Genomic DNA, 22,343 nt, shown 5'->3' with positions numbered 1-22,343 from the left:
TTGTCTACATCTAACGAGTTGTTCAGTGCAAAAGCCGCCACCGGCATCGAAGGTCTGGATGACATCCTGGCTGGTGGATTGTCCCGCGGTCACGTGTTTTTGCTGGAAGGTGAACCCGGAACCGGCAAAACCACCGTCGCTTTGCATTTTCTGTTGGCCGGCGCCAGAGCCGGCGAGCGCTCGTTGTACATCACCCTGTCCGAAACCGAACGCGAACTGCGCCAAGGGGCGTTGTCCCATGGCTGGGAGCTGGATGAAAACATCCACATCTTCGAGCTGACGCCGCCGGAAAGCCTGCTCAATGCCCAGCACCAGCAGAGCCTTTTGTACTCCTCGGACCTTGAGCTGGGTGAAGCCACCAAGCAGATTTTCGAAGTGGTCGAACGGGTCAAGCCGACTCGCGTCGTGCTCGACAGTCTTTCCGAGATCCGGCTGCTGGCGCAAAGCTCCCTGCGTTACCGGCGCCAGATCCTCGCGATCAAACACTACTTCGTGCGCTATGACGCCACGGTAGTGTTGCTGGACGACCTGACCACCGAGTCCCTCGACAAGACCGTGCACAGCGTGGCGCACGGTGTGATTCGCCTTGAAGAATTGACCCCCAACTATGGCGCCGAGCGCCGGCGCATCCGCGTAGTGAAGTATCGCGGCCAGAAATACCGTGGCGGCTTCCATGACTTCACCATCATGGGCGACGGCGTGCATGTGTTCCCGCGGCTGGTGGCCGCCGAACATCGCGGCGGGTATGTTCGCCAGCAATTGACCAGCGGCATCAAGGAAATGGACGCCCTGCTCGGCGGAGGCATCGAGACCGGGTCCAGCACCCTGATCCTCGGTCCGGCCGGCACCGGCAAATCGCTGATCTCGATGATCTTCGCCGCCGCAGCCGTGGCCCGGGGTGAGAAAGCCGCGCTGTTCATTTTCGATGAAGAGTTGGGCCTGCTGTTCGAGCGCATGAAAAACATGGGGATCGACCTCAAGGCCATGCAAGACACTGGCAACTTGCTGATTGAACAAGTGGATGCCGCCGAGTTGTCCCCTGGCGAGTTTTCCTACCGGGTTCGTCGCTGTGTCGATGAACGTGACATCAAAACCGTGGTGATCGACAGCATCAACGGCTATCAAGCCGCAATGCCTGAGGAAAACGCCCTGGTGCTGCACATGCACGAGTTGTTGCTGTACCTCAATCGCCGGGGCGCCGCGACCTTCATGACCGTGGCCCAACATGGACTGGTCGGTGACATGCGAGCGCCGGTGGACATTACCTACCTCGCCGACACGGTCATTTTGTTGCGCTACTTCGAAGCGCTGGGCCAGGTTCGCCGGGCGATCTCGATCATCAAGAAACGCACCGGCAGTCATGAATCGACCATTCGCGAATACCGCATCAGTTCGCAGGGCATGACCATCGGTGAACCACTGGATGCGTTTCAGGGTGTATTGCGCGGCGTGCCGACTTATCTGGGTGCGAGCAATCCATTGCTCGGGGACGAAATCCCGTGAGGGTCCAGGAAGCAACGTCCGAGCGCGCGATCATCCTCGCGCCGCTGGGACGTGACAGCCAGATTGCCCTGAAGATGCTCAATGAAGCAGGTTACGACGGCGTCATCACCCGCGATCTGATCAGCCTTTGCGCCGAACTGGAGCATGGCGCCGGGTTGCTGCTGATCTCTTCCGAGGCTTTGTTGGGCAGTGATGTCGAACCGTTGTTCGGACTGATAGAACAACAGCCGGCGTGGTCGGATCTGCCCATCGTGCTGATGACCTACCATGGCGGCCCGGAACAGAACCCTGCCTCACGCTTCGGCCCGCAACTTGGCAACGTCACCTTCCTCGAGCGCCCTTTCCATCCCGTGACGCTGATCAGTCTGGTGACCACCGCCTTACGCGGCCGACGACGACAGTATGAAGCCAGGGATCGGTTGATCGATCTGAGTCAAAGCGAACTGCGTTTGCAAACCACCCTCGAAACCCTGGAACAACAGGTTGAGGAACGTACCGCTCAGTTACGCCACAACGAAGAAGCCCTGCGCCAATCACAGAAAATGGAAGCGGTCGGACAACTCACCGGCGGCATCGCCCACGACTTCAACAACATGCTCACCGGGATCATCGGCAGTCTTGAACTGCTGCGCCGACGCCTGGCACGCGGACGCACCGAGGATCTGGACAGCCTGATCGACCTGGGCGTGACCTCGGCCAACCGCGCGGCGGGCCTGACTCACCGCTTGCTGGCGTTCTCCCGTCGTCAGTCGCTGGACTCCAAACCCGTGGAAATGAATGCCCTGGTGGTGTCCATGGGTGAACTGCTGCAACGCAGCATCAATGAAAACATTCGCCTGGACATGCAGCTCAACGAGCAACTGTGGGTGGCCGAGGCCGATCCCAATCAACTGGAAAGCGCCCTGCTCAACCTGGTGATCAATGCGCGGGATGCCATGCCCGACGGTGGAAATCTGGTGGTCAGCACCGGCAATCAGTCTCTGGACAGCGATTTCACTGAAGCCCACAACAACCTCGAACCCGGCGACTACGTGGTACTCAGCGTGACAGACACCGGTTGCGGGATGCCGCAAAGCACGATCAACCGCGCTTTCGATCCGTTTTTCACCACCAAGCCGATTGGCCAGGGCACCGGCCTTGGCTTGTCGATGATCTACGGCTTCAGTAAACAATCACGCGGGCACGTCGCCATTGACAGTGAAGTGGGCGTAGGCACGACGGTGAGTCTGTTTTTGCCGCGTTTCAGGGGTGACCCGCCTGAGGAATGTCCGTCGGACGTGCAGCACGCCCTGTTCGCGCAGAATGGCGAAACGGTGCTGATCGTCGAGGATGATCCGGCGGTTCGGGTGCTGGTCAGCACAGTGCTGAGTGACCTGGGTTATGCCTTCGTCGAGGCCGGCGATGCCGACAGCGCGATGCCGATTCTCGATTCCGGGCGACGCATCGACCTGATGATCAGCGACGTCGGGCTACCCGGCATGAACGGTCGGCAACTGGCGGAAATCGGCCGGCAGTACCGGCCCGACCTCAAGGTGCTGTTCATCACCGGCTATGCCGAACACGCAGCGGTGCGCGGCGGGTTCCTCGATCCTGGCATGCAGATGATTACCAAGCCGTTTACCTTCGACCTTTTGACGGCGAAGGTCAGGGAGATGATCCGAATCTGACACATCCCCATGGAGGAGCTGCCGAAGGCTGCGATCTTTTGATTTTAAAACAACATCAAAAGATCGCAGCCTCCGGCAGCTCCTACGTCGACCCGATGCGATTCAGGAAAGCATTTCCTGCATCAACTCCTGCAACACATCCAGATCAAACGGCTTGCCCAGAATCGGCGCCTTGCGCGTGATCGGACTGTCGGTCTCGCGGATTTCCTGCGGGTAACCGCTGATGAAAATCACCTTGAGTTCCGGTCGCAGCTTCACGGCGGGTTCGGCGATCTGCACGCCGGAGATTCCGCCCGGCAGGCGAAAGTCGGTGATCATCATGTCCAGGTGCGGCTTGCTCGCCAGGATCTCGAAAGCCTGCTCGCCATTTTCGGCCTGTAACACCCGGTAGCCCTCACCCGACAGATAGGCCGACAGCACCATCAGAATCGAGGGGTCATCTTCGACGATCAATACGACGTCTTGTGCATCTTCACTCATGGGAAGCCTTTGTTCGGTCAATAGCTGCTGATACGACCCCGAGGTCGATCAGAGGTTGCGTTTATCCGGCTGTTTTCCTACAGCGGCAGACAAACGCGAAACAAGGCGCCTTCGCCAATCCGGCTCTCGACGGTTATAGAACCGCCATGGGCGGTCACAATCTGCTCTGAAATAAACAACCCCAGGCCCAGCCCGGCAACGGCGTGCCTGGCCGTAACGCGCTCGAACTGCTGGAAGATACGCTTCTGGTTTTCCTGATCGATGCCGATCCCCTGATCGCGCACTTCCACCAGTGCCTGATCGTGCTCACTGTACACCCTCACACTGATCGGGCTCTTGGCGCCGTATCGCAATGCATTGGTCAGCAGGTTGGAAATCACCTGCTCAATGCGGAATTCGTCCCAGTTGCCATACACCGGATGCTCGGCGTCCAGCGTGACTGAGGATTCGGCAGCATCGATCTGCGGGGCGAAATTCTGCAGCAAATTGCGCACCAGCGCCGACAGATCGAAGCGTGTCGGGCGGATCGACAACTTGCCGGTGCGTATGCGCGACACATCCAGCATGTCCTCGATCAGGCGGATCAGACTTTTGATCTGCCGTTCGTCGCGGTCGACCATCGCGTGCATCTTGTCCAGGGTGAACGCCGCAGCATTGCCCCGGGCCAGGTGCATTTTGCGCAGCTGAGTTTCGAGGATCAGGCCGTTGAGCGGCGTGCGCACTTCGTGGGCGACGATGGACATGAAGTCATCGCGCATGCGTACTGCCTGCTCCAGTTCCAGCTGCGTGCTCTGCAACTGTTGAAGCAGCGCTTCCTGTTCCCGGCGGCTCTGTTCCAGTGCATCGACCTGCTGTTTCATGGCCTTGCTCTGGCGGTACAGGTCGACGAACACGTTGACCTTGCTCTTGACCGCATGGATATCCAGCGGCTTGTGCAGGAAATCCACGGCGCCGCTTTCATAGCCTTTGAACGCATAGTTCAGTTCACGGCCGGCGGCACTGACGAACACAATCGGGATGTTCTTGGTTTTTTCCGTGCCACGCATCAACTCGGCCAGCTCGAAGCCATTCATGCCGGGCATCTGCACGTCGAGAATCGCCATGGCGAATTCGTGTTGCAGCAGCAGCGACAAGGCTTCGTCGGCAGACAAGGCTTTGTAGACCATGCGGTCTTCACGCTTGATCAGCGCTTCAAGCGCCAACAGGTTCTCCGGCAGATCGTCGACGATCAGCAGTTTGGCTTGGATGTTACTTAGCATGCTATTCGTTCCAGCTCGACAAGCAGACGGCCGATGCCGCGTATAGGGAGAATGTGGTCAGGCTGGTGGGTACCCAGCGCCGCCAGGGGCATGGTCGCAACCTGGGCTTCGTCCGGGTCCTGCACGATGGTCAGGCCGCCAAGATGCTGGACTTTGGCCATGCCGCTCGCGCCGTCGCGGTTGGCGCCAGTCAACAGGACGGCGGCCAGGTTCGGGCCGTAAGCATCGGCAGCCGACTCGAACAGAAAATCGATGGCCGGCCGCGAATAGTGCACGCGCTCTTCCAGGCTCAGGGAAAAGGTACGGTCCTGCTCCACCGACAAGTGATAACCGGGCATGGCGAAATACAACGTCCCGGCTTCGATCGGCGTTTTGTCATGGGCTTCCTGAACACGCATGGCAACGCGTCGATCAAATACGTCGGCGAGGTGGCTGCGACGCTGGTCCGGCAGGTGCAGCACCACAATGATCGGCAGCACGAAGCCTTCACGCAAAGGGCTGAGGATACTCAGCAACGCCTCCACGCCACCGGCTGAAGCACCGATCACGATAGCCTCCACAGAAGGCAACTCCCCTGCATTGTTCATGATTTGCGGTAGATCCGTTCTTGTTTGACCAACGGCTCGAACTGGTTGCCGAAGGCCGAAAATTCCGGGGTTTCCTTGCTGCCCAACACCAGAAAACCGCGATGACAAAGGGATTCGTGGAATAACCCGAACGCCCTGTCCTGCAGTTTCTTATTGAAATAAATCAAAACATTACGGCACGAAATCAACTGAGTTTCTGAAAAGACACTGTCGGTTGCCAGGCTGTGGTCGGCGAAGGTCACGTTTTCACACAGACTCTTATCGAAAATCGCGTAGCCGTATGCCGCCGTATAGTAGTCGGCAAACGAACGCTGGCCACCTGCCTGCTGGTAGTTATGAGTGTAGGCGCGGACATTTTCCATGGAGAAAATCCCCTGTTTGGCCTTGTCCAGCGAACGCGGGTTGATGTCGGTGGCGTAGATGATGGTGCGATCGAGCAAGCCCTCTTCGCGCAGCAGGATCGCCATCGAATAGACCTCTTCGCCGGTGCTGCAACCGGCGATCCAGATCTTGATCGAGGGATAAGTCTTGAGCAGTGGCACCACTTCCTGGCGAATGGCGAGGAAGTGCGAAGGATCGCGGAACATCTCGCTGACCGGGATCGTCAGCAATTGCAGCAGTTGCATGAACGCCATTGGATCGTGCAGCACCTTTTCTTGCAGCGCCGAAATGGTGGCGCACTCGAACTGGCTCAACGCATGGTGGACGCGACGTTTGATCGACGCGCCGGAATAATCGCGAAAGTCATAGCTGTATTTGAGGTAGATCGCCTCGATCAACAACCGCAATTCGATTTCGCTGTTTCGCTCGACTGAACCAATGCGTTCCACTAAATGCGTTCCATCTTCGGTAACCACACGCGAATCAGCGAGAACAATCGATCCAGGTCGATGGGCTTGGCCAGGTAATCGTTGGAACCGGCCTGCAGGCAGCGCTCCTGATCGTCCTTCATCGCCTTGGCCGTCACCGCGATGATTGGCAGCTTGCGCCAGCGCGGGTCCTGACGAATCAGCTTCGTCGCTTCGAAACCGTCCATCTCCGGCATCATCACGTCCATCAACACCAGATCGATGTCCTCCACTTCATTCAGTTTTTCAATCGCTTCACGCCCGTTCCGGCCGATGACCACGATTGCCCCCTTGTGCTCCAGCGCGCTGGTGAGGGCGAAGATATTGCGTACGTCGTCGTCCACCAGCAGCACTTTGCGACCCTCGAAGACCTTGTCGCGACTGCGCGCGGTCTTGAGCATCGTTTGCCGTTCATGGGACAACCGGGATTCGACTTTGTGCAGAAAGAGTGTGACCTCATCCAGCAAACGCTCCGGCGAGCGCGCGCCTTTGATGATGATCGAGCGCGAATACTTGCGCAGTTCGGCCTCTTCGTCGCGGGTCAGATTGCGCCCGGTGTAGACGATCACCGGCGGGAACGAGCGGATATCCTCTGTGGACATGCGCTTGAGCAGGTCGTTGCCGAGCATGTCCGGCAGTTTCAGGTCGATGATCATGCAGTCGAAAATCGTCGTACGCAGCAGGTCGAGCGCATCCTGCGCCAGGCCGACGGCGGTGATTTCAATGTCCTCGTCGCCGATCAACCGGGCAATGCTGTCGCGCTGCAGATCGTCGTCTTCGACCAACAGCACGCGCTTGACCTTCTGGGTCAGCTTGGCTTCAAGGCGGGCGAACACGTCCTTGAGCTCTTCGCGGGTGGTCGGCTTGACCGCGTAACCGATGGCGCCCATGTGCATGGCGGCTTCGACGCGGTCTTCGACCGAGATGACGTGGACCGGGATGTGCCGGGTTTCCGCGTGTTCCTTGAGGCGTTGCAGTACGGTCAGGCCTGAGTGATCCGGCAGGCGCATGTCCAGCAGGATCGCGTCGGGAATGTATTCCCTGGCCAGGTCATAACCTTCATCGGCGCCATGGGCCACCAGGCAGTGATAACCCAGTTCGTGCGCCAGGTCGTAGAGAATGCGCGCGAAGTTCGGCTCGTCCTCGACGACCAGAATGCAACGGGTCGTGAATGGCGCATTGGTGCGGTCATCGTTGAAGCGCGGGATATCGACGTCGGCAATCAGCGGCACAGGTGCAGCGGGCGTCATCTTCGGCATCATGGCCACCGGTGAAGCTTTCATCGGCTCGATCGGCGTGTCGCCCGGTTCGACGTACTGCTGCGGCAAGACCAGGGTAAACACGCTGCCCTGCCCCGGCTCGCTGGTGACGCTGATCGAACCGCCAAGCAAGGCCGCCAGATCACGGGAAATCGACAGGCCCAGGCCCGTGCCGCCGTAACGACGATTGGTGGTGCCGTCGGCCTGACGGAACGCTTCGAAAATACTTTCCTGCTGATCCGCTGCGATGCCGATCCCGGAATCGCGGACGATGAATGCGATGCCTGCGTTTGGCTGACTGGCCACCGTCAGGCTGACCGAACCTTGCTCGGTGAACTTCACCGCATTGGACAGCAGGTTCTTGATCACCTGCTCCAGACGTTGACGGTCGGTGAAGATCATCATCGGCGCATCGGGCTGCAGATCGACCTGGAAATCCAGCTTCTTGTCCGTGGCCATTGGCTGGAACATTCCGCGCAAACCGTCCACCAGGCGCGCGACGCTGGTGTTCTCCGGGTGCACTTCAAGCTTGCCGGCCTCGACCTTGGAAATGTCGAGAATGTCGTTGATCAGGTTCAGCAGATCGTTACCCGCCGAATAGATCGACTCGGCGAACTTGACCTGCTCGGCGCTGAGGTTTTCCTGCGGGTTTTCCGCCAGCAGCTTTGCCAGGATCAACGAACTGTTCAGCGGCGTGCGCAGTTCGTGGGACATGTTGGCCAGGAACTCGGATTTGTACTTGCTGGAGCGTTGCAACTCTTCGGCGCGCTCTTCGAGCTGCGTCTGGGCCTGATTGAGTTCGGTGTTCTTCAGGTCCATCGCGTCGCGTTGCTCGGCGAGGGTCTGCGCCTGTTCGGCGAGCTGTTCGTTGGTCTGTTCCAGCTCGACCTGCTGGGTTTCCAGATGCGCCTGGGATTCCTTGAGAATCCGCGACTGCTCTTCCAGCTCTTCGTTGGCGGTCTTGAGTTCTTCCTGCTGGACCTGCAGTTCTTCATTTAGCTGCTGGGTTTCGGCCAGCACTTCCTGCAAACGCTGGCGATAGCGCGCCGCCTCGATGGAGGTGCCGATGTTGCCGGCGATCAGCTCGAGGAGTTCGATGTCGCGGTCGCTCAACGGACGCAGAAAGCCCAGTTCGATGACACCGTTGACCCGATCATCATCGCTGGTCGGCACCACCAGCACGCTGTGCGGCAGGCCTTCACCAAGACCAGAGGTGACTTTGAAGTAATCGTTCGGCACGTGATCGAGCCGGATCAAACGCGCCTGTTGCGCCACCTGGCCAACAATTCCTTCATCGCTGTAAATCTGCTGATCGCGCTCTGCCTGCTCGCGGGAAAAACCGTAGGACGCCACCCGCGTCAGGCTGCCGTGCTCTTCACGCACATAAATAGCCGCGACGGCCGTGCCCAGGTATTGCGCGCAAAACTGCAGAATATTGCGACCCAGCATATTCAGAGACAATTGCCCCAGCACCTGCTCGGCCAGCTCGGTCTGACCATTACGCAGCCAGGCTTGCTGTTCCAGTCGCTCGGCACTGGCCTGTTGCGCGGCCAGCGTGGCGCTGTAGCTTTGCGACAGGTTGAGCAAATCCCGTCGGCCGATATAGGCCAGCAATGCGCTGATACCGAGGATGAACAACAGGTAAAGGCTGATGCTCCAGATCGTGGTACGGCGCACTTCTTCGTTGCGCGCGGTGCGCAACTGCTGCTCCATGTCGATCACGTCTTCAAACTGCTTGCGGATCTCATCGGTCAGGCGTTTGCCGCGCCCGGCCTTGACCGCGCTGCGGTAATCGCCGCTCGCACGCTGCAGGTCGATCATCGTCTGCGCATACGTGGCCCACTCATCCTGCAAGGCCTTGAGGCGTTGCAACCGATCCGTTTGCACCGGGTTGTCCGAAGTCAGTTCGAGCAAGGTGTTGACCGCTACCGCGATTCTCGGCTTGGCGGTTTCATAGGGTTCGAGGAATTTATCGTCGCCACTGAGCAGGAAGCCGCGCATGCCCGTTTCCAGATCAACGGTCAGCTTTACCGCTTCATTGGCGTTATTGATCACCCGGTCGGTGTGCTCGACCCACTGGATCACCGACAGCAGATAAGTGATCAGCGAGACAAAGAACACCGCACTCAGCACGCCGACACCCAACGGCAGGCTGACGTTGCGGCTCAGGAGTTTACGAAATCGTTGCTCATCAACCGAAGACGCGGTGGTCATGGGGAGGCCTTGTCGAACTGTTGAAAACCAAGGAGTTTGCCCCAATTCGGCCGGTTTGATCCATTTTTCTGACGCGTTTTCGCGCAAAATCCTACATTCAGCTGCTCCAGCTCATGGGAGCGGTTATCCTTGCCGACCCTGATGCGGCTATTCTTTTTTAGAGTGTGATTGGGAACTTGTCGGGCTCCGTCACTTACTCATGCTAGAGCCCGGCGTTTTTGATCGACCGGCCACCGCGAATTCAACTGTTGAGAGCCCCATTATGTCCGCCGAAAAATCCATCATCCTGGTCGTCGAAGACGACGACATCGTGCGCATGCTGATCGTCGATGTCCTCGATGAACTGGAATTCAAGGTGCTGGAGGCTGACGGGTGCGAACAGGCGCTGGAGTTTCTCAACGATGAAGATCAACACATCGATCTGATGATGACCGACGTCGGGTTGCCGGTGATGGATGGTCGTGAGCTGGCCAAACAGGCGCGCATGGTTCGCCCCGAATTGCCGATCCTGTTCGCCAGTGGTTATGCCGAAAGCATTGAAGTGCCTGAAGGGATGCATGTGATCGGAAAGCCGTTTTCCATTGAACAGTTGCGGGACAAGGTCAAAGGCATTCTCGACATCTGATGGGCTGAGCCATGCGTTGCGGTGTTCATTCCGAGTAACACGTATGGATAAACCCGATGATCTGCCTATAGTTTCATCATTTTTCAAATTGACAGATCGCCTATCTTTCGCGCCCCGATGCCTTGACTGCCTGTTACCAACGGCAGTCCAGGGTTTTCTCAGTTCGCGTATCGATAAGAGTCTTCATGCAATCTGCCAACGCTACTGCAACAGCTCGCTCTACTTCTACGAACCCATCCGAAACAGCAACACCAGTGCCGCGCAACAGGCTCTCCAGAGCGCAGACATGCGGCAGTTCGACCTCTCAGTTTGTAATGCCTGCCCCCCCTCTATTCGGAAGAGCGTCTGCTCCTCGTGATTCGAAACTTCAAATTCCGACTCCGGTGTATACAGGCGTATTGATAGCCAAGGATCTCCCGGCATGCTTGAAAGAAGGCGCAATATTTGACCAAGCCTCTCTTGAAAAAAAGTGGTCATCAATCGAGAGTCAACTGAGAACCCGACCAGTATCAGAGGAGGAGGTTTTACAAGTCCTCAAGTCCCGCCTGCTGCAAACTGACACAGGTAAAGTACTCGCCCCGTTGTTTGTCGAAGCAATGATGCGTTCGATCAAACCACTCGACGGGCTCAAACCTGGGCGATTGCGTGAGATGGTGGAGGCCATCTGTCATCTGCCACCAGAGCAATGGGCGGATACCTTCGGCGAGAACTCCAATTTCCCCCGTGGCCGCAATGGAGATGGGGTTCATGGCTTTATCCAGACACAACTTGAGCTGTCGCGCGCGTGTCGAGACAAGAATATCGCAGCCGGCGAGTTGCTCGACAATGACACATGGCAAACCTTGCGTGATTTCACACAGAAAGCGCGCTCGTACATCCGCGAGGGAACCCTGGATGTAATCTTGCGCACGCTTGAAGACTTCAAGCACAAGCGGCCTTCTTCGAAAGAAGCCAAAGCTCTGGTAGCCGAGTTTGTAGCCGAATTTGTCAAAGAAATAGAAACCCCCTCCTCGTCGAACGTGCGGCAGCGCTGGCCAAGAAGTTTTTCAGGCGTAGTCCGGGAACTCGGCCATCGGTTCAACGCCATTGGCAAAAACCACCCACAACGAAGCAAGCTGGAAATGGCTGTTGCTCCTGTGGCTCTGAACGCGCTAGCCGTACCGGTGAATGGCGCGCTCGATATGTTGGGTTCAGTGCCCTTCAAGCAGGTCGGGGACGGACTGCAGAACACAATCGACAGCGTGGCCTCGAAAGCCGATCTCTTCGTCTTTCCTCCTGAAAATGTGCACCCTGTCGCGCGAGGAGCGGCCCCTCCCCCTGCCGAATCAGCGCTGCTTTCCTCATGGAAAGAGATAGAAAACAAGTCGAGCTTTTACAATGAAGTCGTCACGACAGGCTCGCGCGTTCCCAATGGCCTCTTTGCGAAATTTCTGTACGCCCTCAATGTCCTGGACACTCTGGGGGTGATGTCAGTCGCGGAAAAAGTTAAACCTTATCTGCCTGCCGTTCCAATTCAACCCCCCGAGAACGCTACAAAGCAGCCCCTCCCCCCCGAACCCGCCCCCTCCGTTGCTTCAATGAAAACTCGGGTGGATCAACTTGAAACCGAGGTCAACGATTACATTGCGTCTTTGCTCCCGACACCAGAGGCAGCGGCGGGCAGTGACATCGGCGTTGATCCGCAACCTGCAGCACCATCCGAGCCAACATCGTCGGCGACAGAAACAAGCCTTCTGGAGCAAGCGTCGCAATCGGTTCTTGATGTTTTGGCAGCCATCGACAACGTTCTGACATTTCCATCGGCTATGGCGGCATCCGGCGAAACATCAGTGCTTATTGGCGATCCGGATGCGTTGGAAATGGGTCCACTGAATGAAGTGTACGAGAAACTGGTCGCGGGAAATAACGATGACGCCAGTTCGACATGGTGGGAGTCTCTAGTCCCGAGCTTGAATAGAGTCGTCGCCCAGCTTACTGCGCAATTGGCCAACTATGGCCAGTCCGCTGTCGCGGCCGGCCCGGCAGCACTTCAATTGGCGAAGGAACATCCTGTAGCGACAAGCGTTGCCACTGCGGTAACCGCACTCACAGCACTTATTTACGGCATCAGCCAATTACCAGCCACGAAAACAGAGGCGGACGATTTCCCCTCGCCCGAGGTCGAAAGCCCTGCTCTGCATCAGGAGCGGATAGACCATGAAGTAGAGAACATTTTGGACGCCCCCGTCGCCAAAGGGCAGCCGTCCCTGTCTGACGTCATCCTTGAGCGGATGTACGAATCCCCAATGCGCGACCTGCTCAATGACAAGCTGCTCCTCCATGACGTTAAGCAGATGTTGCAACAACCCTGCTCACTGAACCCCGTAAAAACCTGTCTTGAGTTAGTTGAAGAGGCGCTGGGGAAAACGCATGATCACGAAACTTCGGTGCAGCCACCGGAGAACAACTCAAAAGAAGCCCCCCGCAGAGTAAAACGCGAGAGCCCCGTCAACCCGGATTTCGCTGAATTCGATTTGCCGCATGCCAACACTCAGCCGTCTGCAGAAACAGTTGAAAGCGAAACGGATAAAGTCGCGCGCCTGAACGAATACCTTAAATCGACGGGTGAATTGAAAGGTAGTGAAACCGATACCAGCGATGACGACCTCAAGGGCTCGTCAGCCAATGTGGAAACACAAGTCATCCGCATACTTCTGCGTAAAAGAAGAAATTGGACGGATAGCTCGCGGTCCGCTGGTGATCGGGAACTGCTGCCCCGCTACACCGCGGCGTTGCTGAAATACTCCCCGACCGCCCCCAAAGCAGAGACAATCAACGTCCCGTCACATTCCACCTTCGGTCAGTGCTGGCTTAACTACGTCAATGCCATCAAAAACCCATTCTTCTCTGATTGGGCTCGAGAGGTAGACCTTGATGTTTCGACGGTGACAGTCAATAGCCACAACGACAGCCTGTCCGGCAAGGTAAAAGGCATTCAAACCACGTTCACGCGAGGAGACAATTCAGGCTGGGACAACGTCGCCGGACCAATACTCAGAGCAGTCAAAGTCATCGACCCGGCCTTTAACGGGGTGGCCTACCCCTCTACCCCGGGTGTTCCGCTTGTACTGGTTAGTGCATTTCATGGCGAAAGCCTGGATAGCTCCAGGATTCAGCAGCGCGCCAGTGAGCTGAATGCGCAACAGGCATTTGCGGCAATCAAGGCTGACGACCCCTTGAGACCCCTGGAGCAAAGGTCCGAAGCGGCCATAGAAAACCAGAAACTACACCTGGGCAATCTGTACACCCACCATGATCTGGTGGCGAACCTGATGAATCTCGTCAAAGACAAACCCGATCACGCAGCCGTCAACCTTGGTGATTGCCTGCTGTCTGCCCATCGAGATTCGTCGTTTGCCATCAAACATCCGACAGAAGCCCGAAGAATGGTCAGTGCACAACGGTACATCAGCGCTAATAACTGGAACGTACCGAAAAACGCGGGAGAAGTACGCAACCTTGCAGAAGTATTGACCATAGTCATACCCGAAGGCCCCGAGCGTGGTAACTACCGAGGCGCACTCGACTACCCACTACCCCCGACCGCTGCCCAACAACAGACTATCCGCGACACGGTCAACCAGCTGAAAAAAGGTTACAGCAGCTTGCTCGATTACCTTTTGCAGGACCAGGCAGGGTCCTTGGATGAAGCGCTGAGCAGCGGGAGAGCAACAGCATTAGGCCTGACACTCGAGGAAAATCTCGACGCCATTTCAACTCCAACCAGCACGGCGGACTGGGTCATGGCAGCGCTGTTGCTCGACATTGATGCCACGCCGGGCCTGCCGCGTAACCATGTTGGCGGTTACAACCTGACTCAGGATGCAAACTGGGGCGTAAAACCCTCGGCAGTTGTCGCCAGACTTGCAAAGCATCTTGCGGATAGTGGCGAGGTCTCCTCGAGAATGGCCCCTGTTGCCGCGCATCACTTGTTATTGGCCAACTCCCCCGAATTTCTTGTCAGGAACATGCCTGACAACCTGGTGTGCGGGTCCCATACCTGGGCAGCGCTGCGGATGGCCGCGGCCAGAATTGAACAGATCAGCCCGGGCGCTGTACCTGAGATGACCTTTGAGCAAGTCATTGCGTACGGCAAAATCGCCCCGATTAACGTGGGGGAGGAAATCGCAACACAAATGCTGTCTGTAGATCCGCTGATTGATTGGGCGATATCCCAAGGGGTTATCAAGCAAAACCCGACTGACACCTATTCACAGCAGCAGCTTGAAATTGCTCGTGAAAAGTTTCAGAAAAATGCAGAACAACTCGCCTTGGCTCAGGAATATCTGACAGCGCCCATGCCCTCGAGAATAGATCTCGCACGGGCAGAACTGACTCGGGTTTTTGGCAAGGACTATCCGTACGAAGAACGAGTGCTTTTAAAAACAAATCGGCCTGGATCTGAAACAGAAATCTATTACTCAATGCTGGACCTTTACATCGATGAAAAACTGACACCTTATTATTACTCCACCAGTGACAGTTTGCCCTTCGCTGAATTTCATTCCAGACTAACCCTCCTAAAACCAGTCGGTCCGATATTTGAAAAACAATTTACTGATTACTTTAACAATGCGCGCACGGGATCAATAACAGCCATCAGAGAATTATTCTCCAATTTGCCATCGGAAGATCGAAAAATCCTCCAATACGGCAAGCAGCGTTACTTTACGCTGAGGAGCGCAGCGACAGTACCTCTTAATCAACAAACAGAGGAGACAATAAAGCCCCTTGTAGGCCATCAGGGAGTACTGGTTCGATCCGAACTCGGAAGAAAGGTTGTCTATTACGAAATTTTCCCCACCGCGGGGCAAATCCGTAAACGGACAGACCTGCCTCACAACCTGCATCTGGGTGGAGAGATAAAGAATGTACGCGCCACGAACAGCCCCGCAGTCATTATAAAGGCGCAAGTTGCAACATCGCAGAGATTCGACTGGAGCGCCTATAGAGACGGTACTCCCCCGAAAAATGGAGTTAACTCGGATGTCATAATAGACGAACTAATCCCCAAGGAAGGACGAGCGTGGTTCAAGCCGGACAACTTTGACTTGAATACTGTGCCGAACATGCTTGCCTCCGATACTAACGTGGGCTTCATGGCTTCTACGGTGGTTGACGAACACTTCATGCCGGGGCGTGAAGAGTTATACAGACTTGCCAGAGGGATCACCAACACAGAACAAATTGCTGAAACCGACCGTATGATCAACGACTTTCTCTTGGGTTTGGTACCGTTTAAAACATGTATCGAGAATGCCGTGCAAGGTAATGTTCTAGGCGCGGTCGCGGACTGCTTGTTAGACGTATTAGGCTTTGTTATTCCGGGTGTTGGTGCCACAGGAAAAATCGCTAAAGTTGCAAAGTCCGGTGCAAACCCTTTTCATAAAGCCCTACAGACCGGCTGGATTGCCGGCAACACCCTGATCTCCTCGGTGAACCCGTTGGATGGCCTCGGGAACCTTGCAAAAACCGCAAAAAACTCGGTCTGTAAACTGGGAGTGGAAGCTTATCGCGCTGCCGAAAAAGGAATAGATCAGAGCAAAAAATTTTTCGGCGTTTCAAAGGCAATTGACTCGGGTGAGTTATCAAAACGCGCGGATATTACCGAGGGCGTTTGTGATGCTGTTCAGGTCGCAGGGCAAACGACTAAAGTCATCGCCTTGCTCAAGGAAGGGAAATGGTATGCCTTTGATCCCGTACGCAATCGACCATACGGTACGCCCCTTGAAAACTTCAAACCCAGCAGCTCCATCCCGCTGGAGCGTACGACATTCAGTGATGGGTCAACTGCACTCACCCCCTCGAAACTTCCCACGACTGAAGCGCTGAAGATACAGCGAACCGATGGTGTCGACGTTATCATAGGTGATAAGGTTTTTCGCCTCAATCCAAACAGCAAGACACTCGAAGATATAACATCGCCGCCTTACAACAAGGATCTAGACGGATACAACGCGATTTGCACCCTTGGCGGCAGAGCCAAACGCGATACGACCAAGTGTTTCTCAAAAATCATACCTGCAGCGAGTGATCCCGCAACAACGCGATTGATAGCTATTGAGCACAAACGCCTTTATCCGGCAACGGGTGAAACGCCTAAACTGGTCCACGAGCGACGATTACTTGACTGTGCTGATCCTACGCAACCTTGTGCCCCACAAGTAATAAGCGAACCGATGGCGTACAAATCTAGAACTACGGGCAAAACTATCGATGACAAGCACTTCGGTCTTCCCGACAAAGAGTTTGACCCCGATCTAGAAGCTAAAACGCGTGTAGTTCGCATTGACGGCATCATCCATGGACTGGAGGATAAGCGAGAGGTAAGAGCCTTCGTGGTCGATGTACCTGGTAGATACTATGGCAAGACGACCTATTTGGTCGCGGAGGCGGACAACGGGCTTTTTTATTACAGCCGTTACGATGCCAAGCCAAACAGCAATCTTGAATTCCACAAAATTAATTTCGGTTATATAGATGATCTTCCCAATAATCTTCTTCGACGTTACGGTGAAGCTAAAGCACCCTATCTGGGTGCCGTATCCCCTGACCGTTTATCCAGCGAAGACTTTGTCTTATTGCCATCATTAAATAAGTTGTACGCGGACATGTTGGCTTCTGGGACACCGCCTAGCGAAGTGTCCAGAATTCAAAAACTAATATCGGATCTCTCCGATACAAACCAACGTGAATTCCTGATAATGACTTGGAATAAAGGCGATCTTCGAAACGTCGAAGTTGCCATCCCGGCGATAAAAATCGACGTTCAACCGAAACCACCCTTGTTCAATACCCGGTCTGCCACCGAACAAAATCAATACTATGCCAGTGAAGGAAAAAGACAGGTGGATCAGCAACTCCAAGCTACTGGGCTTGGATCCTCTAATCAGCTCCTTCCCCAAAATGCACTGGATACACGACGTCAGGCTCTCACGGACCCCATAGTCGTAATGCAATACAACCAGTGGCGCGATGGCGCGCAACAGGCAGGCATGTTCATCAAATCCGGTGCCGGTAACTGTGACCAGATGGCTGCAACGGCTTGGGCAGTTGTGAATGCGAATGGCGGTTCTGCACATGTTTGGAAGACGCCAGGGCATTCATTTACGGTCGTAGGGGGGCCGCCGCCGGGGCCTACTGCATCGACCATGGATTTTTCCGAACCTTCATTCAGCAATGCATGGGTCGTTGATCCATGGCTCGGTTTAACTTGCCGGGCATCCGACTATAAGACTGAATTTGCAAGCAAATTGGCTGAATGGAGTGCCGAAGGAAGAAAAATCTCCGGATACGACAAAAAAGGCAATTTTCAATGGTTTGATCCGACAGACCCACATTGGAGAGACCCTGCCGTTGATGGACCCAAAAAACTAGATTATTAAAACTGAAACAGACATTTTATTTACATACCTCAAAGCGACGCTCCCTTTCGGGAGCGTTCGCATTTTTGTTGCTCGTCAATCTCCTGCCCGCAACGTGCCAACGACCTGTGCTTTAATTGCGCCGTTCATGGATCCCTACCTTCCCCGCTTCCAAGGAAACCCCTCATGAGTCTGCCCAACGCGACCAAAGTCCTGGTCATCGGTTACGTCTGGCCCGAGCCCCGCTCTTCCGCGGCCGGCGGGCATATGATGCAGATTCTTGAGACTTTCCTGCAGCAGGGTTGGGACATCACCTTCAGCAGCCCTGCCGGCACCGGCGAACACCGGGACGACCTTACGGCGCTGGGCATTCGCGAAGTGCCGATTGAGTTGAACAACAATAGTTTCGACGCTTTTATCACCAAATTGGCCCCGGATATGGTGCTGTTCGATCGTTTCATGATGGAGGAACAGTTCGGCTGGCGCGTGGAAAAACACTGCCCCGATGCCGTCCGGGTGCTCGAGACTTCTGACCTGCAAAGTTTGCGTGACGCACGCCAGCAGCGCCTCAAGAATCGCCTGAAAGCCAGTGACGATGCCAATGACTTCAGCGACCTGTTCGCCCCGGCCTTGCGTGAAGAATTCGAACTGATGGCCGACACCGACCTGGCCAAACGGGAGATCGCGGCGCTGTATCGATGCGACTTGAACCTGATGATTTCCGAATTCGAAATCGAGCTGTTGGCCGAGCAGTTCAACGTACCGCGCGACCTGTTGCACTGGTGCCCGTTGATGGTCGATGCGCCCGACAGCCCGCCCGCACCGTTCGAGGATCGGTCGCACTTTATCCATATCGGCAACTTTCGCCATGCGCCCAACTGGGATGCGGTGCTCTGGCTGAAAACCACGATCTGGCCGCTGATTCGCGAGCAGTTGCCCACTGCGCAATTGCACATCTACGGGGCCTATACGCCGCCCAAAGCGACGGCCTTGCACAATACGGCCCAGGGTTTCCATGTGATGAACTGGGCAGAAGATGCGTTGCAAGTGATGTCGGCGGCGCGGGTGTGTCTGGCGCCTTTGCGTTTCGGTGCGGGCATCAAAGGCAAAATCATCGATGCGATGCTCTGTGGCACGCCGAACGTCACCACCCCTGTCGGCGCCGAAGCCATGCACGGCGAGAGTCCCTGGCCTGGCGCGGTGACCCGCACGGCGCGCGAGTTCGCCGATTGCGCCGTGCAACTCTATATAGACCAGACGCAATGGACACACGCTCAGGCTACCGGTCTGGCGCTGCTGGCTGATCGTTATCAACTGCAAACACACGGCCCGGCCTTGATTGCAAAACTCGAATATTGCCAACAACACCTGGCTGAAATCAGAAGAGACAACTTTACCGGCAGCATGTTGCGCCATCACCAGCACAAGAGCACTCAATACATGTCGCAATGGATTGAAGCGAAAAACCGCTTTAAGGAAAACGCCTGATCGTTAAAATCGCTGCAACTTTCGACCCGATAACGGTGCAAGGATGCACAATGAATAACGCCCTCGCCATACAGTCACCTGACTTCTCTTACATCACCAGGAACTTTACTTCTCACAACTGGATGAGCAACCTCCCTGTCCTGGATGCGCTATCACTCGCAGAGCTTGTATTGCCCGGTGCGCATAATGCCGGCGTCGACAAAAAGGCCACTTATGCGACGCCGGGGATCAGTCACTGGGCTGCTTGTCAAAATCATTCTTTTTATTATCAATTGACCCAGGGAGCCCGGGCGCTGGACTTAAGGCTGGAATATGAAATCGGTAACAACGGCGTGGGGACTTTCTGGTTTCAGCACAATGATTTCCGTTCTTCGAGGTCTCTGGAAAATCTGATCATGAGCGTCATCCGGTTTTTGCAGGAAAACCCGGACGAGTTCCTCATTCTGGATTTTCACCAATTGAATGCGGGTAACCAGCGCTTTGACCATCAGGAGTTCAACAGGCTGTTGCTGACGCATCTGGGTGACCGGATGATTCCTTCGAGCAATACATCCCTGACACTCGGCCAACTGAAAAAGGCCAGTCATGCCCGGCGCGTGATGGTCGCTGCGCAGTATCACCCTGCGCTCGATGCAACGTTCTTTTGTCAGTGCATCGAACACCTGTGGAGCGGCATCGGCACAACCAGTGTCAGCGAACTGAACGCTCATATCACCCGGGTCATGAATTACCCACCAGGCCGGTCCACACCGTGGTCGCTTTCCGCAACCAGTTACCACGTAACCGGAGGGCCGGTGAACATTCGGGAGCACCTCGATCAATGGTTCGATCCCGCGCTGGATGACTGGATTCTGAACAGCAGCATTATCAACGCAGACTTTTTTGAAACATCGACGCTGGTTCGCCACTGCCGCACCGCCAACCTGATCAAGGCAAACGCGAACAATCATTAATTTGTGCATATGTTTCCGACACTGGCGATGTCGCAATGGACTCCTATGCTTTCTTTACAGCGACCCACTTCATCCAACGGACGGGATGAAGCCACTAAAAGGAATGACAATGACCCGATCTACAGAAGGAACGCTTAACAAAAAACAATGGATGAGCAACGTCCTTGAGATCGACCGAATCAAACTGACGGACGTTATCTGGCCCGGCACGCATAACAGCGGCATGGACAAACAAGCGCCCAACTATGACGTCGTGATCGGCAACTGGACCACGTGTCAAAACGATTCATTTGCCTGGCAATTGGCAAACGGCGCCCGAGCGTTCGATATCCGTCTCGGCTATACCGCAGGACACGACCAATCCGTTTTTTATTTTCACCACAATGGCTATCAGTCCCATCGCGTCATCGATGAGTTGATCGATGCTGTGTCGACCTTCCTTGATCAAAACCCGGATGAGTTCATCGTTTTCGATTTTCACCAGTTGGGGGATGGCTCGAAGCCTTTCGACGCAAAAAAGCTGAATGACCTGCTGGTGAGCCGCCTCGGCAATCGGATCATTGCGCCCTCCGATGCCACGAAAACGGTGGGCGAACTCAAAAGAGTCAGTACACGCCGCAGGTTGGTGCTGGCGGCGGCGTTTGTGCAAGGCCTGGACGATGATTACTTCTGGCCACGCATCACCCACAAATGGAGCGGCGAAGTCTTCACTGACACAACGGAACTGGAACGGCACATATCCAGCACGCTGCAACACGCGCCTTACCCAACCTTTCTCTGGTCGTTGTCCGCCACCAGTTATGGGTTTCTCGGCGGGCCGCAGGACATCAAGAACCAGATCAACGACTGGTTCGACCCGACCCGGGACTGGGTGACGCGCTGCGGCATCATCAATACGGATTTTTTCGATGAGTCGGACATCGTGCGTTATTGCTGGATCGCCACCAGCATGAAGGCCGTTTATGGCAGCGCCCTGCACCGGCCAGAAGACGCGTAACGCCCTTTGACGTGCCGCAAGCTGGCGTTGTCAGCCTGGAAAGGGGCATGATCAAGGCGCGATAACAAGAAAAGCACCCTGACATGACCCGAACTGCCCGAGTGACCGACCCTTCCTATGAATTGATGGATGACCACAATGGGTTGTCCATCATTTATCGTCAGCACGGCTTCCCCTGCCCACTGGTGCGGTGGCATTTCCACAAGGAATACGAACTGCACCTGATCGTCGCCAGTTCCGGGAAAGTGTTCATTGGCGACTACATTGGCAATTTCTACCCGGAAACACTGTTCCTTACCGGCCCCAACCTGCCCCATAACTGGATCAGCCAGGTTGCCGAGGACGAAGTGGTGCCCGAACGCGACATGCTGGTCAACTTCACCGACGAGTTGTTCGAGAGCGGTCACCAGGTGTTTGCCGAACTCAAGACGCTTGCGCCCTTGCTGGAGCGCGCCCAATACGGCATCGAGTTTCGCTGCAAACGCACGATCCGCCAGGCCATGACCTTGATGCAGCGCATTGCCGACACCAAGGGCATGACCCGCCTCGGGCACTTTTTCATTTTGCTGGAGCTGCTCGCCGCCTCCGACGACTACCAACTGCTGTCCGGTGCGACAACCCCGCAACTGGCGGACGAACACAACATCGATCGCACTAACCGGGCGGTGGATTACATCTTTGCCCACTACGCCCGCGAACTGCCGCTGGAGGAAGTCGCCGAGCACCTGGGCATGAAGCCGACGTACTTCAGCCGCGTGTTCAAACAAGCCACCGGGCGCTGCTTCATCGAGTTCGTCAATCGACTGCGCATCAGCAAGTCTTGCGAACTGCTGGCCGATGGCGACAAACCGGTGACCGATGTGTGTTTCGAGTCGGGCTTCAACAATATTTCCAATTTCAACCGGCGTTTTCAACAACTGAAAGGCATGACTCCATCGCACTACCGGCGGTTGGCGGTGCAGCGGTTGACCGAGCAAAACCTGGGTTAACCGCTCTGGGGAATGCGTCAATTTTCAGATCGAATCGCCAGCAAGCCGGCTCCTACAAGGATTGCGCAAGA

General features: G+C 55.7%; 13 protein-coding genes. 8 read left to right on the top strand and 5 right to left on the bottom strand.

Features of this window, described 5'->3' with window-relative positions; genetic code table 11:
• Together PMI01S_RS25875 and PMI01S_RS25870 are read left to right on the top strand one after the other, a co-directional pair.
• A complete protein-coding gene (locus PMI01S_RS25875; RefSeq protein WP_084322947.1) occupies positions 1 to 1,503 on the top strand; it encodes an ATPase domain-containing protein in 1,503 nt (500 codons plus the stop codon).
• Positions 1,500 to 3,170, top strand: a complete 1,671-nt coding sequence (locus tag PMI01S_RS25870) for a response regulator (protein ID WP_084322946.1) — start codon at positions 1,500 to 1,502, stop codon at positions 3,168 to 3,170. Before PMI01S_RS25875 ends, PMI01S_RS25870 begins: the two co-directional genes overlap by 4 nt.
• A 102-nt stretch (positions 3,171 to 3,272) precedes the next feature.
• Here the strand turns inward: PMI01S_RS25870 and PMI01S_RS25865 are convergent, their stop codons facing one another.
• The 5 genes from PMI01S_RS25865 to PMI01S_RS25845 all read right to left on the bottom strand — a co-directional run bounded on the left by PMI01S_RS25865 (position 3,273) and on the right by PMI01S_RS25845 (position 9,817).
• Positions 3,273 to 3,650 carry a response regulator gene (locus tag PMI01S_RS25865; RefSeq protein ID WP_059405185.1) on the bottom strand — a complete coding sequence of 126 codons (378 nt, stop codon included), beginning with the start codon at positions 3,648 to 3,650 and terminating at the stop codon, positions 3,273 to 3,275.
• 77 nt (positions 3,651 to 3,727) lie between these two features.
• The gene (locus tag PMI01S_RS25860; RefSeq protein WP_084322945.1) at positions 3,728 to 4,909 is read right to left on the bottom strand and encodes a hybrid sensor histidine kinase/response regulator; all 1,182 of its coding nucleotides are present in this window, start codon (positions 4,907 to 4,909) and stop codon (positions 3,728 to 3,730) included.
• Positions 4,903 to 5,496 (bottom strand): chemotaxis protein CheB, encoded by a 594-nt coding sequence (locus tag PMI01S_RS25855; protein WP_084322944.1) that lies wholly within the window; start codon positions 5,494 to 5,496, stop codon positions 4,903 to 4,905. Before PMI01S_RS25855 ends, PMI01S_RS25860 begins: the two co-directional genes overlap by 7 nt.
• Positions 5,493 to 6,326, bottom strand: coding sequence for a CheR family methyltransferase (locus tag PMI01S_RS25850; protein ID WP_084322943.1), 834 nt, complete (start codon positions 6,324 to 6,326; stop codon positions 5,493 to 5,495). Before PMI01S_RS25850 ends, PMI01S_RS25855 begins: the two co-directional genes overlap by 4 nt.
• A complete protein-coding gene (locus PMI01S_RS25845) occupies positions 6,326 to 9,817 on the bottom strand; it encodes a response regulator (RefSeq protein ID WP_084322942.1) in 3,492 nt (1,163 codons plus the stop codon). Before PMI01S_RS25845 ends, PMI01S_RS25850 begins: the two co-directional genes overlap by 1 nt.
• Before the next feature lie 262 nt (positions 9,818 to 10,079).
• Here PMI01S_RS25845 and PMI01S_RS25840 point away from each other — a divergent pair, with 262 nt between their 5' ends.
• The 6 genes from PMI01S_RS25840 (at position 10,080) to PMI01S_RS25815 (ending at position 22,272) form a co-directional block, all read left to right on the top strand.
• Positions 10,080 to 10,442, top strand: a complete 363-nt coding sequence (locus PMI01S_RS25840) for a response regulator (protein WP_084322941.1) — start codon at positions 10,080 to 10,082, stop codon at positions 10,440 to 10,442.
• 425 nt (positions 10,443 to 10,867) lie between these two features.
• The gene (locus PMI01S_RS25835; RefSeq protein ID WP_084322940.1) at positions 10,868 to 17,866 is read left to right on the top strand and encodes a hypothetical protein; all 6,999 of its coding nucleotides are present in this window, start codon (positions 10,868 to 10,870) and stop codon (positions 17,864 to 17,866) included.
• A 165-nt stretch (positions 17,867 to 18,031) separates the two neighbouring features.
• Entirely contained in the window at positions 18,032 to 19,333 is a 1,302-nt protein-coding gene (locus PMI01S_RS25830; protein WP_084322939.1) for a glycosyltransferase, read from the top strand.
• Positions 19,334 to 19,383: 50 nt separating this feature from the next.
• On the top strand, positions 19,384 to 20,286 hold the full coding sequence (locus PMI01S_RS25825; protein WP_084322938.1) for a phosphatidylinositol-specific phospholipase C domain-containing protein: 903 nt from the start codon (positions 19,384 to 19,386) through the stop codon (positions 20,284 to 20,286).
• Between the two features lie 109 nt (positions 20,287 to 20,395).
• Entirely contained in the window at positions 20,396 to 21,283 is an 888-nt protein-coding gene (locus PMI01S_RS25820) for a phosphatidylinositol-specific phospholipase C domain-containing protein (protein ID WP_084322937.1), read from the top strand.
• Between the two features lie 83 nt (positions 21,284 to 21,366).
• Positions 21,367 to 22,272 (top strand): AraC family transcriptional regulator, encoded by a 906-nt coding sequence (locus PMI01S_RS25815; RefSeq protein WP_084322936.1) that lies wholly within the window; start codon positions 21,367 to 21,369, stop codon positions 22,270 to 22,272.
• Positions 22,273 to 22,343 lie beyond the last annotated feature (71 nt).

This window comes from Pseudomonas migulae NBRC 103157 (assembly GCF_002091715.1).
GTDB lineage: Bacteria > Pseudomonadota > Gammaproteobacteria > Pseudomonadales > Pseudomonadaceae > Aquipseudomonas > Aquipseudomonas migulae_A.
This window is presented reverse-complemented; position numbering and strand designations above follow the sequence as displayed.